Source organism: Aureimonas populi (assembly GCF_017815515.1).
GTDB classification, from domain to species: Bacteria; Pseudomonadota; Alphaproteobacteria; order Rhizobiales; family Rhizobiaceae; genus Aureimonas; species Aureimonas populi.
In genome coordinates this window covers 3361995-3380593 of the sequence record NZ_CP072611.1, presented here as the reverse complement: position 1 = coordinate 3380593, position 18599 = coordinate 3361995, and the positions used below count along the sequence as shown (strand labels likewise).

Here is an 18599-nt window from a genome sequence, read left to right as displayed (position 1 = left end):
GGCCGGCGCATTCGGGAGGAGCGCAGCCATGTCTGCCACGAATTTCTTCGCCCATGGCGATGCCGTGCGGTTCGAGGGCGAAGGGTCGCGCGATCCGTTCGCCTTTCGCCATTACGACAGAAAGCGGATGGTGATGGGCCGGACGATGGAGGAGCAGCTTCGCTTCGCCGTCTGCTACTGGCACTCCTTCACATGGCCGGGGGGCGACCCTTTCGGCGGCGAAACCTTCCTGCGCCCCTGGATGCACGGGGCGGACCCGCTGGCGCTGGCCCGCCGGAAGGCGGACGTCGCCTTCGACCTCTTCCGCATCCTCGACGTGCCCTTCTTCACCTTCCACGACGTGGACGTGGCGCCGGAGGGGGCGACGCTTTCGCAGTCGCTCGACAACCTCAAGGCGATCACCGACCTGTTCGAGGAGAAGATGGCCGGTTCGCGGGTGCGCCTCCTCTGGGGTACGGCGAACCTCTTCTCCCACCGCCGCTACATGGCGGGCGCGGCCACCAATCCGGACCCGGAGGTGTTCGCCTATGCCGTGGGGCAGGTGAAGGGCGCGATGGACGCGACCCACCGGCTGAAGGGCGAGAACTATGTCTGCTGGGGCGGGCGCGAGGGCTACGAGACGCTGCTCAACACCCGCATGGGGCAGGAGCTGGACCAGCTCGGCCGCTTCCTTTCCATGCTGGTCGACTACAAGCACAAGATCGGATTCAAGGGGCCGATCCTGATCGAGCCCAAGCCGCGCGAGCCCTCCAAGCACCAGTACGATTTCGACACCGCCACGGTCTACGGCTTTCTCCAGCGCTACGGGCTGGCGCAGGACGTGAAGCTCAATATCGAGCAGAACCACGCAATCCTCGCCGGCCATTCCTTCGAGCACGAGGTGGAGCTGGCCTATGCGCTCGGCCTCTTCGGCTCGCTCGACATCAATCGCGGCGACGACCTCCTGGGCTGGGATACCGACCAGTTCGCCATGAACGTGAAGGAGATGGCGCTGGTCTTCCACGAGATGCTGAAACATGGCGGCTTCACCACGGGCGGGCTCAATTTCGACGCCAAGATCCGCCGCCAGTCCATCGACCCGGACGACCTCATCATCGCCCATGTCGCCTCCATGGACGCCTGCGCGCGGGCGCTGCTGGCGGCGGAGGCGATGCTGGCCGACAAGGCGCTGGAGGGCCCGCTGGAAGAGCGCTACGCCGGCTGGGACGGCACCGAGGGCAAGGCGATCCTCGCCGGGCAGCGCTCGCTGGAGGAGGTGGCCGCGCGCGCGGCCTCGCTCGACCCGCAGCCGCGCTCGGGCCGGCAGGAGCTTCTCGAAGGCATCCTGAACCGCTACGTCTGAGCGCAGGCGGCGAGGGGGACTTCATGGCGCACTATCTCGGGCTCGACCTCGGCACGTCTTCGCTGAAGGCGCTTCTCATGGACGACGGGCAGCGCGTCGTGGCCAGTGCCTCGGCCGGGCTTCACGTCTCGCGCCCCGCCTTCGGCTGGTCCGAGCAGGACCCGGCCGACTGGATCGAGGCGGCGCGCACGGTGCTGGGCCGCCTGCGCGAGGGCCACGGCGCCGCGCTGGCCGATGTCGAGGGCATCGGCCTCTCGGGCCAGATGCATGGCGCGACGCTTCTGGACGCGGCCGGCGCGGTGCTGCGCCCCTGCATCCTGTGGAACGACACGCGCGCCCATGAGGAGGCGCGCGCTCTGGACGACGCGCAGGCCCGCGACATCACCGGCAACATCGTGTTTCCCGGCTTCACCGCGCCGAAGCTCGAATGGGTGCGGCGCAACGAGCCGGCGCTGTTCGAGCGCGTGGCGAGCGTGCTCCTGCCCAAGGACTACGTGCGCCTGTGGCTGACGGGCGAGGCCGTGTCCGAGATGTCGGACGCGGCTGGCACGGCGTGGCTCGACACGGGCGCGCGAGACTGGTCGGACCGGATGCTGGAGCGCACCGGCCTGTCGCGCGCGCACATGCCGCGCCTCGTGGAGGGCACTGAGGCGAGCGGCGGCCTGAAAGGGGCGCTGGCGGCCGAATGGGGCCTGAAGCCGGGCATCGTGGTGGCGGGCGGGGGCGGGGACAACGCCGCCTCGGCCTGCGGCGTGGGCGTGGTGAGGCCCGGCACGGGCTTCGTTTCGCTCGGCACCTCAGGCGTGCTCTTCACCGCTTCGGCCGGATACGAGCCGGCGCCTGAAACGGCGCTCCACACCTTCTGCCACGCGCTGCCCGGCCTGTGGCACCAGATGGGCGTCACGCTCTCGGCCGCCGGTTCGCTGGAATGGCTCTCCGGCGTGCTGCGGGAGACGCCGGGCGCCCTGGTGGCGAGCCTCGGCGAGGAACTGCGCGCGCCGGGCCGGCTGGCCTTCCTGCCTTATCTCTCCGGCGAGCGCACGCCGCACAACGATTCTGCGATCCGGGGTGCGTTCGTCGGGCTTCAGGCCGATACGAGCCGGGAGGACATGGCGCGCGCCGTCATGGAGGGCGTGGCCTTTTCCATGCGCGACTGCCTGGAAGCGGGCGGCGCGGTGGAGCGGCTGGTGGCGGTCGGCGCGGGCGCGCGCTCCGCCCTCTGGCTCAAGATGCTGGCGAGCGTTCTGAAGACGCCCGTGGCGCTGCCGGCGGCGGGCGATTTCGGCGCGGCGTTCGGCGCCGCGCGCCTCGGCCTCGTGGCCGCGACGGGCCTCGAGCCGGCCGGCGTGATGACCGAGCCGCCCATCGCGCGGACCTTCGAGCCCGATCCGGGGCTCGCCGAGCCCTTCATGGAGGCATATGGGCGCTATCGGGCCCTCTACCCCGCGCTGGCGGCACTGGCGCGATGATCGAGGCGCTGGAAGCCATGGCCGTGGAGGCCGGGTGCATCATCATGGCGGTTGCCCGCGCGGGGCCCTCCGTCACCCTCAAGGCGGACGCCTCGCCGGTGACGGAGGCGGACGCGCGCGCGGAGGCCTCCATCCTCGCCGCGCTGCGCGCAGCCTTTCCCGAGATTCCCGTGGTGGCCGAGGAGGAGGTCGCCGCCGGCCTTTCCCCCAAACGGCCGGGAGAGCGCTTCTTCCTCGTCGATCCGCTGGACGGCACGCGCGAATTCATCGCCGGGCGACCGGACTTCACCGTCAACATCGCGCTGGTGGAACAGGGCGTGCCGGTGCTCGGCATCGTCCATGCGCCCGCGCGCGGCACGCTTTACGGCGGCGGGCGCGAGGGCGCCTTCGCCGTGGATGTGGACGGGCGGGGCCGCGCCTCCGGCCGGCGCCCGATCCGGGCCCGGCCCGCGCCGGAGGGCCTCGTGGCGGTGGCCAGCCTCTCGCACCCCACCCCCGAGACCCATGCGTGCCTCGCGCGCTTTCCCCTCGCCGAATGCGTGGAGATCGGTTCCTCGCTAAAATTCTGCCTGCTGGCCGAAGGCAAGGCCGATCTCTATCCGCGCCTCGGCCCGACCATGGCATGGGACACGGCGGCGGGCGATGCCGTGCTGCGCGCGGCGGGCGGTCATACGGTGACGCTGGACGGCCGGCCGCTGGCCTATGGCGCCGGGGCCGGCGGCTTCGCCAACCCCTTCTTCATCGCCCACGGCCCCGGCGTGGCGCTGCCGGCCTTCTAGCGCTCCTGCGAAGGCTCCGTCAGCCGGATCGGCGGCAGGGACTTCTCGATCCAGCTACGGCGCGCCTCGAAGAAGGGCGGCAGTTGTAGGGTCTGCCCGAGGCTTTCCATCGGCTCGTCGATGCTCATGCCCGGCTGGTCGGTGGCGATCTCCAGAAGGACATGGCCCGGCTCGCGGGCGTAGACCGAGCGGAAATACTTCCGGTCCTTCACTTCGGTCACGTCCAGATCGTGGTCCTGCGCAAGCTTTCGTGCCATCTCCGCCTGCGCCGCATCGTCCTCGGCGCGGAAGGCGATGTGGTGAACCGAGCCGCCGCCGGGCCGGGGCTTGAGGAAGCCGCCCACCGCGTGCAGGTCCACCACCCCGCCGATCGTCGCACCGGGGATGCCATAGCGCGTCCTCGTTCCCTCGCTGCCCATCTCCACGAAGCCGAAGGCGTGGGTGAGAACCGCAGCCGTGGGGCCGGCTTCCTCCAGAAGCAGGCTGACGCCGTGGAAGCCGCGAATCGCGTGTTCGGGCGCGATGGCGCCACCGGCCGGCTCGTCCTCGATCCCGGCCAGGCCGACAAGCGCCAGGCGTGTGCCGTCCGGGTCGCGGAAGGGCAGGAGGCTCTGGCCGAAGCGCTTGACGATGCCCTCGTGGACGACGCCCTTCTCCAGAAAGCGGTGCATCCAGAAGCCGAGCGATGCTGCGGGCACGCGAAGGCCGATCTCTTCCACCTCGCCAACTCCGAGGCGCCCCGGCGCGATATGCGGATAGGGGAAGAAGGTCAGAAGCGTGCCCGGCCGCGCCGCCTCGTCGCCGAAATAGAGATGATAGACGCCGGCATCCTCGAAGTTGACAGTCTTTTTCACCAGCCTCAACCCGAGAACCGCCGTATAGAACTCGACGTTGCGGCCCGGATCGCCGGCATGGATCGAAACATGGTGGAGACCGGTGGTGATGCTCATCGAACTGCCTCTGAAAACTGCCCTTGCGGCACATAGGGGGAAGGGGCGGCAGGCACGCCGTGGCCAGCCGAAAACACAACTTTAAGTTTTGCGCGCAACCTTCACTCAAGGCGCTTTCGGTTCAGAAAGCGGAAAGATTGTAGGTGCACAAGCACTCGTGCACTGGACGTGGAGAGGGACTGCACCATGGACGCGAAACCCAACGAGACCGAGACGCTGGAGGAGCGGCTCGCCTTCATCGGTCTCGACGCCGAATCGCGCGCGCTGCTTCTCGAGCTCCAGCCTACCATTCGCTCCTCGGCGGGCGAGGCGCTGGACCTCTTCTATGCCCGTGTGAAGTCGCATCCCCATACGCGGACGTTCTTTTCCGGCGACCAGCATGTCGCGGCCGCCAAGGGGCGGCAGGAGAAGCATTGGGACACCATCGCCAGCGGCAGGCTGGACGCGGACTATGTGAAGGGCGTTTCGGCCATCGGCCGGGTTCACGCCCGGCTCGGCCTCGAACCGCGCTGGTATATCGGCGGCTACGCGCTGGTGCTGGAAAGCCTGATTGCCCAGATCGTCAAGAAGCGCTGGCCCTCCCGCTTCGGGCGCGGCGGAGCGGACAAGCTCGGCCGCGAACTCGGCGTGGTGGTGAAGGCCGCCCTGCTCGACATGGACTATTCGATCTCCGTCTATCTCGAAACGCTGGCCGAGGAGCGGCGGCGCGTGGAGGAGGAGAAGGCGAGGGCGGATGCGGAGCGGACCGAGGCGCTGGCTGCCTTCGCTCGTGCCTTCGCCCGTCTTCGGGAGGGCGATCTGGTGAGCCGGGTGGAGGACGGGCTCGCCGGCGAGTTCCAGGGCATGGCAGGTGATTACAATTCGGCCGTCGCGGAGATGGAGAGCACGCTTTCGCGCCTCGTCTCCAGCATCGGCGCCATCCGCACCGGCCTTTCGGAGATCAACGTGGCGTCCAGCGACCTGGCGCAGCGCACCGAGCAGCAGGCGGCGAGCCTGGAGGAGACGGTGGCGGCTCTGGCCGAGGTGACGCGCGGGGTGGGCGAGACGGCCAAGAGCGCGGTGAACGCGCAGGAGACGGCGCTGACGGCGCAGGAGAATGCCCGCAAGGGCGGCGAGATCGTCGGCCGGGCGGTGGAGGCCATGCACGCCATCGAGCAGTCTTCGGAGAAGATCGGCCGCATCATCGGGGTGATCGACGAGATCGCCTTCCAGACCAACCTTCTGGCGCTGAACGCGGGCGTCGAGGCGGCGCGCGCGGGCGAGGCGGGCCGGGGCTTTGCGGTGGTGGCGCAGGAGGTGCGCGGGCTCGCCCAGCGCTCGGCCGAGGCCGCCAAGGAGATCAAGGAGCTGATCTCGGCCTCCGGGCAGGAGGTGGAGAGCGGCGTCGACCTGGTTTCGGCCTCGGGGCGCTCGCTGGAGGCCATCGTGGCCCACGTCTCGCAAATGGGCGGCGTCATCGACTCCATTGCCGGCGGAGCCCGCGAGCAGGCGGTGAGCCTGAAGGAGGTTTCCACCGCCGCCGACCAGATGGACAAGGTCACCCAGCAGAACGCCGCCATGGTGGAACAGGCCACCGCCGCAGCCCAGGCGCTGACGGGGGAAACGGACGAGCTGGCCGAGCTGGTCGGGCGTTTCCGCACCAGCGCCTCGCCCGCGCCCGGCGCACGCAAGCCGGCCCCCGCCGCGCGGTCCGTGACTCAGCTTCGCGCGGCCGGGGGCGGGGTGGCCCTGCGAATGGCGCCCGCGCAGCCGGAGGCGGAGAACTGGGAGGAGTTCTGATACGCCCGGCGTTGACCGGATCGGAAAGCCGCGCTCCCGCCAGCAGGACACTGCCCGAGCCTTTGCCGCTAAGGGCGGCGGGCCGGCTCAGGCCAGTTCCACGAGCCGCCCCACGCTTGGCGAAGGGCTTTGCGTACGCCAGAGGAGGCCGGTCTCGATCTGCGGCGCATCGCCCTCCAGCGGCACGTAGGCCACGCCGGACCGGGCGAGATTCTCCAGCGAGCGCGGCACCAGCGCCAGCCCCATGCCGGCCGAGACGAGGCTGATGATCGTCTGCATCTGGATCGCCTCCTGCCCGATGCGCGGGGCGGCTCCCGCCTTGGCGAACGTGCCGGTGACGATATCGTGCAGCACGGGCGCGATGCGGCGCGGGAAGATGATGAGCGGCTCGCCGCCGGCATCCTCGACGCGAAGGCGCCCGCGCGCCAGCGCGATCCGCCCCGCGTCCAGCCAAGCGCGGGGGACGGCGGCCACCAGCGGCTCGCTCGTCAGGGCCCGGTAGCTCAGCGCCGGATGAAGGCTGGCGCGCGGCAGCGCGATGACGATGCCCGCATCGATCGTCTCAGCCAGCAGCGCCTCGATCTGGAGGTCGCTCGTCATTTCGGCCAGGGCCAGGTCCACATCGGGGAAGGCCGCCTTGAAGCGCGCGACGAGGGGCGGCAGGACGCTGTAGTCGGCGGTGGAGACGAAGGCGAGGCGCAGCGAGCCGCGCTCGCCCCGCGCCAGCCGCCGTGCAAGCTCGGGCAGCCCGGCGGCGCTCGCCAGAAGCGCGCGCGCCTCCGGCAGCCAGCCGGCGCCGGCTGGCGTAAGGGCCACGTTGCGCTTGTCGCGCAGGAACAGCGCCACGCCCAGTTCCTCCTCCAGCGCGCGGATGCTCTGGCTGAGCGGAGGCTGCGTCATGGCCAGCCGCGCGGCGGCGCGGCCGAAATGAAGCTCCTCGGCCACGGTGACGAAATGGCGAAGCTGGCGCAGGTCCATCATTCTCTCATATCAAAAACAACCTAATGGCGCTTGAATAATATATTTCCCCGCAGGCTGGAAACGCTCTAAGGACGCCGGCAGAACAAGGCGCGGCACGCGCGGACGGCAGAACGAGGGAGAGGAAGCAGCGATGGCCTATAACGAGCGTTCCAAGCACATCACGCAGGGCGTCGCGCGCTCCCCGAACCGGGCGATGTATTACGCGCTGGGCTACGAAGCGGCCGATTTCGACAAGCCGATGATCGGCATCGCCAACGGCCATTCCACCATCACGCCCTGCAATGCCGGGCTCCAGCCGCTGGCCGATGCCGCCGTGGCGGCGGTGAAGGCGGCGGGCGCCAATCCCCAGATCTTCGGCACGCCCACCATCTCCGACGGCATGTCGATGGGCACCGAGGGCATGAAATACTCTCTTGTCTCCCGCGAGGTGATCGCCGATTCCATCGAGACCTGCGTCCAGGGCCAGTGGATGGACGGGGTGCTGGTTCTGGGCGGCTGCGACAAGAACATGCCCGGCGGCCTCATCGGCATCTGCCGCGCCAACGTGCCGGCCATCTACGTTTATGGCGGCACCATCAAGCCCGGCCGCTGGAAGGGGCAGGACCTTTCCATCGTCTCCTCCTTCGAGGCCGTGGGCGCCTTCATGGCCGGCAAGATGAGCCAGGAGGATTTCGACGGCATCGAGCGCAACGCCTGCCCCACCACGGGCTCGTGCGGCGGCATGTACACTGCCAATACGATGAGTTCCTCCTTCGAGGCGCTCGGCATCTCGCTGATGTTCTCCTCCAACATGGCCAACCCGGACCGGGAGAAGATCGATTCCACCGCCGAGTCGGCGCGCGTCCTCGTGGAGGCGGTGAAGAAGAACATCCGCCCGAGCGATATCGTCACGCGCAAGTCCATCGAGAACGCCGTGGCGCTCATCATGGCGACGGGCGGCTCCACCAACGCGGTGCTGCATTATCTAGCCATCGCCCATGCGGCGAATGTGGAATGGACGCTCGACGATTTCGAGCGCATCCGCCGCAAGGTGCCGGTGATCTGCGACCTGAAGCCCTCCGGCAAGTACATGGCGGTGGATCTGCACGCGGCCGGCGGCGTGCCGCAGGTGCTCAAGCTGCTGCTGAACGCCGGCCTGCTGCACGGCGAGTGCATGACCATCACCGGCCGCACCATGGCCGAGGAACTGGCCGACGTGCCGGACCAGCCGCGGGCGGACCAGGACGTCATCCGCACGCTCGACAAGGCGCTCTACCGGGAGGGGCATCTGGCGATCCTGAAGGGCAATTTGGCGACCGAGGGCGCCGTGGCCAAGATCACGGGCCTCAAGCAGCCCGTCATCACCGGGCCGGCCCGCGTGTTCGAGGACGAGCAGTCGGCGCTGGAAGCCATCCTGGCCGACAAGATCGTGGCCGGCGACGTGCTGGTGCTGCGCTATCTGGGGCCGAAGGGCGGGCCGGGCATGCCCGAGATGCTGGCGCCGACCTCCGCCATCATCGGCCGGGGCCTTGGCGACAGCGTCGGCCTCATCACCGACGGGCGCTTCTCGGGCGGCACCTGGGGCATGGTCGTGGGCCATGTCACGCCGGAGGCCTACGAGGGCGGCACCATCGCGTTGGTGCAGGAGGGCGACGAGATCACCATCGACGCCCACAGGCAGCTCATCCAGCTCAATGTGGAGGAGGCGGAGATCGAGCGCCGGCGCGCGCAATGGGTGCGCCCGCCGGAGCGCTACACGCGCGGCGTGCTGTCGAAATTCGCCAAGCTCGCCCGCTCGGCGAGCGAGGGCGCGGCAACGGGCTGAGGGGGCCGGGGAGTTTCACAACCCGGCTGAAAGTGCTCTCTACCACCCCTTGAGAATCGTGGCAGAGAGGACGGCATGTCGAACAGCGCGAGCACCACCCCCATCGTTCCCGTCATCATGGCGGGCGGGTCCGGGACGCGGCTTTGGCCCGTCTCGCGCGAGACCATGCCCAAGCAGTTCATCGCCATCGTGGAGGATGGGATGTCCACCTTCCAGACCGCGCTGCGCCGCGTGAGCGGGCCGGAATTTTCGGCCCCCATCGTGGTGACGGGCGAGGAGTTCCGCTTCGTCGCGGCGGTGCAGATGCAGGCGCTGGGCATCACGGGCGAGATCGTGCTGGAGCCCGAGCGGCGCGATTCGGCGGCGGCTGTGGCCGTGGGCGCGCTGATCGCCGCGCGTCAGGCCCCGGACGTCGTGTGCCTCGTCATGGCCGCCGACCATGTGGTGCACGACGATGCGGCCTTCGTCTCGGATTGCCTGGCGGCGGCCGAGGCCGCGCGCGACGGACGCATCATGACGCTGGGAATCGTGCCGACGCGCGCTTCCACCGCCTATGGCTATATCGAGCTCGGCGAGCCGCTGGCGAGCCCGGGCGCGCACGCCCTGGCCCGCTTCGTGGAAAAGCCCGACAGCGCGCGCGCCGAGGCCTATGTCGAGGCGGGCTTCCTGTGGAACTGCGGCAACTTCCTCTTCGCCGCCGATACGATGATCGAGGAGCTGGCCGAGCGGGCGCCGGAGGTTCTGGAGGCCGCGCGGGAGGCGGTGGCCAGCGGCGCGAGGGACCTCGACTTCCTGCGCCTCGACGCGCAGGCCTTCCGCGCCGCGCCGAAGATCTCGATCGACTACGCCGTGATGGAGAAGACGGCGCGCGCCGGCGTGGTGCGGGCGAGCTTCGGCTGGTCGGACGTGGGCACGTGGGATTCGCTCTACGAGGTGAAACCGGCCGATGAGCAGGGCAACGTGCTGGAGGGGCCGGTCTCGGTGCTGGGCACCCGAAACAGCATGGTGCGCTCGGAAGGTCCGCTGACGGCGGTGGTGGGGCTGGAGGATCTGGTCGTGGTGGCCACGCCCGACGCGGTGCTGGTGGCGGCGCGCGACGAGGCGGGGCGGGTGAAGGACCTCGTCGCCCAGCTCATCGGCCAGGGACATGCGCAGGCGACGGAGCATCTGCGCATCCACCGCCCCTGGGGCTGGTACCAGCGCATCGACATCGGCGACCGCTTCCAGGTGAAGCATATCTGCGTGAATCCCGGCGGCACGCTATCGCTCCAGCGCCATCATCACCGCGCCGAGCACTGGGTGGTGGTGCACGGGACCGCCGAGGTGACGATCGACGGCGAGGTGAAGCTCTACCATGAGAACGAAGCCGCCTACCTGCCCATCGGCTGCGTCCACCGGATGCGCAATCCGGGCAAGATCGCACTGAAGATCATCGAGGTGCAGGTGGGAAGCTACACCGGCGAGGACGATATCGTGCGGATCGAGGATGTCTATGCAAGAGCCTGACGCGGCCGGCAGCAGCCTGAAATTCGGCACCAGCGGGCTGAGGGGGCTGGTGGTCGATCTCCTCGGCGCGCCGACGCGCGCCTGGACCGCGGCCTTTCTCGCCCATCTGGAGCGCACGGGCTCGACCGAACGCCTCCTCCTTGTCGGCCGCGACCTGCGCGCCTCGAGCCCGGACATCGCGGCCGACTGCGCGGCGGCGGCCCTGGCGCGGGGCTGGCGCGTCGGCGATTGCGGCGCGCTGCCCACGCCCGCGCTGGCGCTGGCGGCGCTGGAGCGCGGCGCCGCGGCGGTGATGGTGACGGGAAGCCACATTCCGGACGACCGCAACGGGCTGAAATTCTACGCACCGGGCGAGATCACCAAGGCCGACGAGCCGGCGATCCGCGCCGAGTTCGCGCGCGGTGCGCGGCCGGCGGGCGCGGGCGGCGGGCAGGCGCGGGATCTGGCCGACGCCGTGCTCTCGGCCTATCGCAGGCGCTATCTGGAGACGTTTCCCTCCGATGCCCTGGGGGGCCTCAGCGTGGGCGTCTACCAGCAAAGCTCGGTGGCGCGCGATCTTCTGGTCGATGTGTTGCGGGGGCTGGGGGCGCAGGCCGTGCCGCTGGCCCGCGCAGAGCGCTTCATACCGGTGGACACGGAAGCCCATCGCCCGGAGGATATCGCGCTCCTGCGCGAATGGGCGGGCGAGGGTCGTTTCGACGCGCTGGTCTCCACCGATGGCGATGCGGACCGCCCGCTGGTGGCCGACGCGACGGGCGCCGTGCTGCGCGGCGACCTTCTGGGCCTCCTCAGCGCCGCCTATCTGGGGCTGGAGACCGTCGTGACGCCGGTCACGTCCAGCGCCGCGGTGGAACGCTCGGGCATTGCCGCCCGCGTGGTGCGCACCAAAGTCGGGTCGCCCTTCGTGATCGAGGCCATGGAGCGCGCGGCGGCCGAGGGGGCGGTGGGTATTCTTGGCTTCGAGGCCAATGGCGGCGTGCTTCTGGGCAGCGACGTTCCGCTCTCCGGCGGAACGCTGAGCGCGCTGCCGACGCGCGACGCGCTGCTGCCGATCCTCTGCGCGCTGGCAAGCGCGCGCCAGGAAGGGCGCAGCCTCCGGGAGATGGCGGACCGGCTGGGCGCCGGGCACGCGCTCTCCGACCGCCTGAAGGAGGTGCCGGCCGAGGCGAGCGGCCCTTTCCTGCGGAGGCTGGCCCGGGATGACGCCTTCGCCGCCGCCTTCATGATGGAGGCCGGGCCCATCGCGCACAAGGACGATCTGGACGGGGTGCGGTTTCGGCTGGAGGAGGGCTCGGTCGTGCATTTCCGCGCCTCCGGCAACGCGCCGGAGTTGCGCTGCTATGTGGAGGCGCCCGGCCTGCATCGCGCCGAGGAGCTGCTGCGCTGGGGCCTGATCGCGGCCGGGCGGCAAATGCGCGAGGGCTGACCCGCCACGCCGGCCGCCGATTGTGACCGATCGGCAACCAAAAGCTGTGGTTTTCATGATTGGATTTCTTCCAGAGGGTGGAAGAAGCATCGCGGGGCGCGACGCGACGGCCGTGGCAGCGGGTGTCGTCTTGCGGGCAGGGCCTCGTCGTCGCTCAGCCGCTTGACCGGGAACCGCCGGTGAATTGTTGCAGTTGCAGGATATGACAGAAAGGCCCGAACCGCTGCCACATTGCCGATCCTTGGCCGCAGTTCGCGCGCATGGAACCGTTCCGGCCCTCACCAGAGGGCAAGGAACGGAGAAAGGCGGCGAGTGACGAGATTGAGGGTCCATTTTTCCCGGGCGCTTCTGCTGCGCGGGCTGGCGTCGATCCACGACGTCCTGATGGGCGGCGCCTCGCTGATGCTCGCCTTCGTCCTGCGCCTCGACATCGAACGGGTTCTGGCCAACCCCGTGCCCTACGTCTTCGCCTCGGGCATCTTCGGCCTGATGGTGGGGATCGTCGGCCTCCTCCTGGGCATGAATCGCGGCGTCTGGCGCTATGCCTCGCTTCCCGATCTCGTGGCGATCCTCAAGGTCGCGACCATCTCCGTCATGTTGTTCGTGGTGGCGCATTTCCTGCTGGTGCGGCTGGAATCGGTGCCGCGCTCCTCGGTGCTCATCGCCTGGTCGTTCCTGGTGGTGCTGCTCGCGGCCCCTCGCGCGATCTACCGGCTCTACCGCAACCGCGTGGACCGCCGCCGCGACATTCGCAGCCATCCCCATGCGCAGCGCAAGCGCGTGCTGCTGGTGGGGGCGGGGGACAATGCGGAATCGTTTCTCAAGACCCTCAACGAGCAGGGCGCCTCGGCCTTCGAGGTGCTGGGCATCATCGACGAGCGGGGGCGGCGCACCGGCCGCTTCATTCGCGGCGTTCCCATTCTGGGCGACGTGGAGAAGCTGCCGCAGATCGTGGAGCGCTTCCGCAAGCGCCGCCGCAAGCCCGAGGCGCTGATCCTCACCCGCACCAAGGAGGAATATGAAAGCCAGGCGCGCATCGAGGACCTGATCCAGGCCGCCGCCGAACTGGGCCTTGAGATGCTGCGCCTTCCCAATGTCCTGGACATGCGGGAGATGGACGCCGGCTCGGAGGTGCGCCCCATCCGCCTGGAGGACCTGCTCCAGCGCAATCCGCTGAAGCTCGACGCCTCCACCATGGCGGCGATGATCAACGGGCGCACCGTGCTCATCACCGGGGCGGGCGGCTCCATCGGGTCCGAACTGGCGCGCCAGATCGTGGAGTTGGAGCCGGCGGGGCTCGTGCTCGTCGATGCCAGCGAGTATCTTCTCTACACGATCGAGAGCGAGCTTCGGCAGCTCGGGCGGCCGGTTCCGGTCCATGCGTGCCTGTGCAATATCCGCGAGCGGACCTCCATCGGGCGGGTGCTGGCCGAGCACCGGCCCGCCGTCGTCTTCCACGCTGCGGCGCTCAAGCATGTGCCGATGGTGGAGGCGCAGCCGCTGGAAGGCCTTTTCACCAACGTGATCGGCACGCGCAACGTGGCCGAGGCCGCCATCGAGACGGGGGCGGGCGCCATGGTGATGGTCTCCACCGACAAGGCGGTGAACCCGGCCAATGTGATGGGCGCCAGCAAGCGCATGGCCGAGATGTTCTGCCAGGCGATGGACCTCGCCTCGGGCGAGGGCGGAACGCGCTTCGTCACCGTGCGCTTCGGCAACGTGCTGGGCTCGGCCGGCTCCGTCGTGCCGCTGTTCGAGCGGCAGCTCAAGGCCGGCGGGCCGCTGACCGTGACCCACCCCGATATCGAGCGCTATTTCATGACGATCTCGGAGGCTTGCCTCCTCGTCATCCAGGCCGCCGCGAAGAGCTTGGGAAACCGGGAGGAGCGCGGTCGAATCTTCGTGGTGGACATGGGCGCGCCGGTGAAGATCATGGATCTGGCCCGCAACGTCATCCGCCTGTCCGGGCTGCGGCCCGATATCGACGTGCGGATCGTCTATACGGGCCTCAGGCCCGGCGAGAAGCTCTACGAGGAGCTGTTCGACCGGCGCGAGACGCTGGGGGAGACCGATGTTTCCGGGGTTCTCGTCGCCTTCCCGCGTTCCATCGAGCGCGCCTTGGTGCTGCGCATCTTCGACGAGATGCGCCGGCTGATCGAGATACAGGATCTCGCCGGGGCCCTGCGGCTCCTGAAATCCACCGTGCCGGAATTCAAGCCGGGGCCCCATATCGAAGCTCTGATGGAAGGGCGGCCCATGCCCTCAGGCGCGGACCAGACGCCCGCCCTTTGACTTTTCAGACCGTGAGATGCCGGCGCACGTCCGGATCGTCCAGGTCGGCGCCCACGCCCTCGAAGACGATGCGGCCCCGATCCATCACATAGACGCGGTCAGCCAGCTCGCGGCAGAAGTCGAGATATTGCTCGACGAGCAGGATCGCCAGACCCGCCTCCTCCTTCAGATAGCGGATGGCGCGGCCGATATCCTTGATGATGGAGGGCTGGATGCCCTCCGTCGGCTCATCCAGCACGAGAAGACCCGGCCGCATGACGAGCGCGCGGCCGATGGCGAGTTGCTGCTGCTGGCCGCCGGAGAGGTCGCCGCCGCGCCGGGCAAGCATGGACTTGAGCACCGGAAACAGCTCGAACACATGCGGGGGAATGGACTTCTCCGCGCGCCTGAGCGGCGCGAAGCCGGTCTGGAGGTTCTCCTTCACCGTGAGGAGCGGAAAGATCTCGCGTCCCTGCGGCACGAAGCCGATGCCGGCGCGCGCGCGGCGATAGGGCGCGTCGCCCTTCATGTCGCGGCCCTGGAAGGAGATGGAGCCCGCGCGCACCGGCTGCTGGCCGACGATGGCGCGCATCAGGCTGGTCTTGCCCACGCCGTTGCGGCCCAGGACGCAGGTGATCTCGCCCTTCCGCGCCTGCATGGAGACGCCGCGCAGCGCCTGCGCCGCGCCGTAATAGAGATCGACGTTGGAAACGGTCAGCATCGTCTCACCTTCCCAGATACACTTCGACCACGCGCGGGTCGGCCGAAACGGCGTCGAGCGAGCCCTCGGCCAGCACGTGGCCCTCGTGCAGGCATGTGACCTTGACGTCCAGCGCACGCACGAAATGCATGTCGTGCTCCACCACCACCACCGAATGGTCGCGCGCGATCTCCTTCAGGAGGCGCGCCGTTTCCTCCGTCTCCGCATCGGTCATGCCGGCCACGGGCTCGTCCACGAGCAATAGCTCGGGGTCCTGCGCCAGCAGCATCCCGATCTCCAGCCACTGCTTCTGGCCGTGGGAAAGATCGGCGGCGCCGGCATTGCGCCTGTCGGTCAGGCGCGTCGTTTCCAGAATCTCGTCAATGCGTTGGCGCTCGGCCTTCACGCCGCGATGGAAGAGGGCGGGGAAGACGCCGCGCGTGCCGGCGAGGGCGAGCTTCAGATTGTCGCGCACCGTGTGGTTCTCGAAGACCGTCGGCTTCTGGAACTTTCGCCCGATGCCCATGGTGGCGATGGACGCCTCGTCGTGGCGCGTGAGGTCCACATCGCCGCGAAAGTAGACGTCGCCGGTGTCGGGGCGCGTCTTGCCGGTGACGATGTCCATCATCGTCGTCTTGCCGGCGCCGTTCGGCCCGATGATCGCGCGCATCTCGCCCTTGGCGATGACGAGCGAGAGGTCGTTGATCGCCTTGAAGCCGTCGAAGCTCTTGGACACCTTGTCGAGATAGAGCAGCGTGTCGCCGCGCTTCAACTGGCCCGGCGGGGGAACGATGGTCATCTTCTCTACTCCGCTGGGCTGGGGGCGGGGGCCGCACCCTTTTCTGCGGCCCGGGCGCGGCGGCGCTCGGTGAGCGCCGACCAGCCGTGCTCGACCGTGCCGACGAGCCCGCGCGGCAGGAACAGCGTGACGGCGACGAAGAGCCCGCCCAGCGCGAAGAGCCACAGGCCGGGCGCGAAGCCCGTGAGCCAGGACTTGGCCGCGTTGACGAGCACCGCGCCGAGCGCGGCGCCCCACAATGTGCCGCGCCCGCCGACCGCCACCCAGATCACCGCCTCGATGGAATTGGCGGGGGCGAACTCGCCCGGATTGATGATTCCGGTCTGCGGCACGTAGAGCGCGCCGGCAATGCCCGCCATCACCGCCGAGAGGGTGAAGACGAAGAGCTTGAAGCGCTCCACCCGGTAGCCGAGGAAGCGGGCGCGGCTCTCCGCGTCGCGGATGGCCACGATGACGAGGCCGAGCTTGGAGGTGACGACCGCGCGCGCCACCAGATAGCCCCCCGCCAGCGCCAGCGCCGTGATGGAGAACAGCGCCACGCGCGTCTCGCGGGCCCGCAGGTCGAAGCCGAGGATGTCGCGGAAATCGGTGAGGCCGTTATTGCCGCCGAAGCCCATCTCGTTGCGGAAGAAGGCCAGCATCAGCGCGAAGGTCATGGCCTGCGTGATGATGGAGAGGTAGACGCCCGTGACGCGCGAGCGGAAGGCGAACCAGCCGAAGACGAAGGCGAGCAGCCCCGGCACGGCCATGACCATCAGCGCCGCGAACCAGAAATTGCCGAACCCCCACCAGTACCAGGGCAACTCGCTCCAGTTCAGGAAGACCATGAAGTCGGGCAGGTTCGGATTGCCGTACTGCCCGCGCGGCCCGATCTCCCGCATCATGTGCATTCCGATGGCGTAGCCGCCGAGCGCGAAGAAGGCGCCGTGGCCGAGCGAGAGGATGCCGCAATAGCCCCAGACGAGGTCGAGCGCGAGCGCGAGCAGCGCGAAGGCCATCCAGCGGCCGAGAAGCACCACCCAGGTGGTCGGCACGTAGAGCGCGTCCCCCGGCGAGAGGAAGGCGTTGGAGAGCGGCATGAAGAGCGCCGCCGCCAGAAGCAGGGCGACGAAGGCGCGCCCGCCCCAGTTTCCGAGAAGACGGGTCGCGATCATGCCTCCACCGCCCTTCCTTTTTGGGCGAAGAGGCCGCGCGGCCGCTTCTGGATGAACAGGATGACGAGCACCAGCACAAGGATCTTGGCGAGCACCGCCCCGGCATAGGGTTCGAGGAACTTGTTGACGACGCCGAGGCTCATGGCCGCCGTCAGCGTGCCCCAGAGCGAGCCGACGCCGCCGAACACCACCACGAGGAAGCTGTCGATGATGTAGCTCTGGCCGAGATTGGGGCTGACATTGTCGATCTGGCTCAGCGCCACGCCCGCCAGCCCCGCGATGCCGGAGCCGAGGCCGAACGTCATGGCGTCCACCCAGGGGGTGCGGATGCCCATGGCGGCGGCCATGCGCCGGTTCTGCGTGGCCGCGCGCATCGACAGGCCGAAGCTCGTCATCTTCATCAGGAGCATGAGCCCGAGAAGCACGGCGAGCGAGAAGCCGATGATGACGAGGCGGTTGAGCGTGAGCTGCGCGCCCAGGACATCGATTGTGCCGCTCATCCAGGAGGGTGAGGAAACCTCGCGGTTGGAGGCGCCGAAGGTGGAACGCGTGGCCTGCTGGAGGATGAGCGAGACGCCCCATGTGGCCAGCAGCGTTTCCAGCGGCCGGCCATAGAGCCAGCGGATGATCCCGCGCTCAATGGCGACCCCGATGGTGCCCGCCACGAGGAAGGCGGCGGGCAGCGCGAAGAGCAGCGAGAAGTCGAACAGGCCGGGCGCGTGCGTGCGCATGAGCCCCTGCACCACGAAGGTGGTGTAGGCGCCGATCATCACCATCTCGCCATGGGCCATGTTGATGACCCCCATGACGCCGAAGGTGACGGCAAGGCCGACGGCCGCCAGCAGGAGCACGGAGCCGAGCGAGAGGCCGTAGAAGAGGTTCTGCGCGAAATCGATCATCGCCAGGCGCGACTGGATCGAGGACAGGCCCGCGCCGGCGGCCTGCGCCAGCGCGCCCTCGCCCTCGGCCAGCGGGGTGAGCAGCACCAGCGCGTCGCGGTCCCCGCGTTCGGCGACCAGCTCGATGGCCTCGATCTTCTCTTCCTCCGGCCGGTCGGAGTTCAGGATGGCGGCGGCGCGGGCCTGGCGCATCAGCGCGGCGACGGAGGGAACGGTTTCCTGCGCGATGGCCGCGTCCAGCGCCTCGATGGAGGCGGCGTCGCGCGCGGAGAATATGGCCTGCGCGGCGGCCCGGCGCTGCGCGATGCTGGGGCTCTGCAAGGTCAGCGAGCCCATGGCGGCGGTGACGGCGCGGCGCACGCGGTTGTTGACGCGGATGGCGTCCACATCGCCGCGCGGCGCCTCGCCCGCCGCCTCGCCGGTGAGGGGGTCGGTCAGGGTATAGACGCGCCCGTCGCGCTCTCCCACGAAAACGCGCCCATCGGTGGAGCGCACCACGAGGTCGCCCTCGCCCAGATGGCGCAGGACCGGCGCGGCGGCCGGGTCGCCCGTGGCGGCCAGTTGGGCGATGGCGCGCTCCACCGCGTCGAAGCCGCCCGCCGCGCCCAGCGCGTCGACGAGCGGACGAAGCTCCGTGCCCTGGGCCAGGGCTGGCGGGGCGGCGAGAAGCGCCAGAAGCAGCGCCATGTGGCGGAGGAATGCGATCATCGAGAATCCCCGGATCGGGAAGGCGCCGCCCC

Annotated in this window: 14 protein-coding genes; 8 read left to right on the top strand and 6 right to left on the bottom strand. The window is 69.3% G+C overall.

Annotation, left to right across the window (positions count from 1 at the left end; translation table 11 throughout):
• Positions 1-28 precede the first annotated feature (28 nt).
• From xylA to cysQ, 3 genes are read left to right on the top strand one after another with little or no spacing between them, the layout of a single operon-like run.
• A complete protein-coding gene (xylA, locus tag J7654_RS16100) occupies positions 29-1342 on the top strand; it encodes a xylose isomerase (RefSeq protein ID WP_209736876.1) in 1314 nt (437 codons plus the stop codon).
• Positions 1343-1365: 23 nt separating this feature from the next.
• On the top strand, positions 1366-2811 hold the full coding sequence (xylB, locus tag J7654_RS16095) for a xylulokinase (protein ID WP_209736875.1): 1446 nt from the start codon (positions 1366-1368) through the stop codon (positions 2809-2811).
• On the top strand, positions 2808-3590 hold the full coding sequence (gene cysQ / locus J7654_RS16090) for a 3'(2'),5'-bisphosphate nucleotidase CysQ (RefSeq protein ID WP_209736874.1): 783 nt from the start codon (positions 2808-2810) through the stop codon (positions 3588-3590). The genes xylB and cysQ overlap by 4 nt, the downstream gene beginning before the upstream one ends.
• Here the strand turns inward: cysQ and J7654_RS16085 are convergent.
• Complete coding sequence (locus J7654_RS16085) at positions 3587-4540, bottom strand: ring-cleaving dioxygenase (RefSeq protein WP_209736873.1); 954 nt, start codon at positions 4538-4540, stop codon at positions 3587-3589. The genes cysQ and J7654_RS16085 overlap by 4 nt on opposite strands.
• Before the next feature lie 186 nt (positions 4541-4726).
• On the opposite strand from J7654_RS16085, the gene J7654_RS16080 reads away from it, so the two are divergent.
• Complete coding sequence (locus J7654_RS16080) at positions 4727-6319, top strand: globin-coupled sensor protein (protein ID WP_209736872.1); 1593 nt, start codon at positions 4727-4729, stop codon at positions 6317-6319.
• Between the two features lie 87 nt (positions 6320-6406).
• Here J7654_RS16080 and J7654_RS16075 read toward each other — a convergent pair whose 3' ends face one another.
• Complete coding sequence (locus tag J7654_RS16075) at positions 6407-7300, bottom strand: LysR family transcriptional regulator (protein WP_342451387.1); 894 nt, start codon at positions 7298-7300, stop codon at positions 6407-6409.
• 130 nt (positions 7301-7430) lie between these two features.
• Between J7654_RS16075 and ilvD the strand changes: the two genes are divergently transcribed.
• From ilvD to J7654_RS16055, 4 genes are all read left to right on the top strand, one after another.
• Positions 7431-9104: a dihydroxy-acid dehydratase gene (gene ilvD, locus J7654_RS16070; RefSeq protein ID WP_209736871.1), complete on the top strand. Its 1674-nt coding sequence runs from the start codon at positions 7431-7433 to the stop codon at positions 9102-9104.
• Between the two features lie 75 nt (positions 9105-9179).
• Positions 9180-10610, top strand: coding sequence for a mannose-1-phosphate guanylyltransferase/mannose-6-phosphate isomerase (locus J7654_RS16065; RefSeq protein WP_209736870.1), 1431 nt, complete (start codon positions 9180-9182; stop codon positions 10608-10610).
• On the top strand, positions 10597-12036 hold the full coding sequence (locus tag J7654_RS16060) for a phosphomannomutase (RefSeq protein ID WP_209736869.1): 1440 nt from the start codon (positions 10597-10599) through the stop codon (positions 12034-12036). Before J7654_RS16065 ends, J7654_RS16060 begins: the two co-directional genes overlap by 14 nt.
• 312 nt (positions 12037-12348) lie before the next feature.
• The gene (locus tag J7654_RS16055) at positions 12349-14328 is read left to right on the top strand and encodes a nucleoside-diphosphate sugar epimerase/dehydratase (protein ID WP_209736868.1); all 1980 of its coding nucleotides are present in this window, start codon (positions 12349-12351) and stop codon (positions 14326-14328) included.
• Between the two features lie 4 nt (positions 14329-14332).
• On the opposite strand, the gene urtE is transcribed toward J7654_RS16055, so the two are convergent.
• The 4 genes from urtE to urtB are packed head-to-tail and all read right to left on the bottom strand — an operon-like array spanning position 14333 to position 18567.
• Entirely contained in the window at positions 14333-15028 is a 696-nt protein-coding gene (urtE, locus tag J7654_RS16050) for an urea ABC transporter ATP-binding subunit UrtE (RefSeq protein WP_209736867.1), read from the bottom strand.
• A gap of 4 nt (positions 15029-15032) precedes the next feature.
• On the bottom strand, positions 15033-15806 hold the full coding sequence (gene urtD / locus J7654_RS16045; RefSeq protein WP_209736866.1) for an urea ABC transporter ATP-binding protein UrtD: 774 nt from the start codon (positions 15804-15806) through the stop codon (positions 15033-15035).
• Between the two features lie 5 nt (positions 15807-15811).
• The gene (urtC, locus tag J7654_RS16040; protein WP_209736865.1) at positions 15812-16960 is read right to left on the bottom strand and encodes an urea ABC transporter permease subunit UrtC; all 1149 of its coding nucleotides are present in this window, start codon (positions 16958-16960) and stop codon (positions 15812-15814) included.
• Positions 16957-18567 (bottom strand): urea ABC transporter permease subunit UrtB, encoded by a 1611-nt coding sequence (gene urtB / locus J7654_RS16035; RefSeq protein ID WP_209736864.1) that lies wholly within the window; start codon positions 18565-18567, stop codon positions 16957-16959. The genes urtC and urtB overlap by 4 nt, the downstream gene beginning before the upstream one ends.
• Positions 18568-18599: the final 32 nt, after the last annotated feature.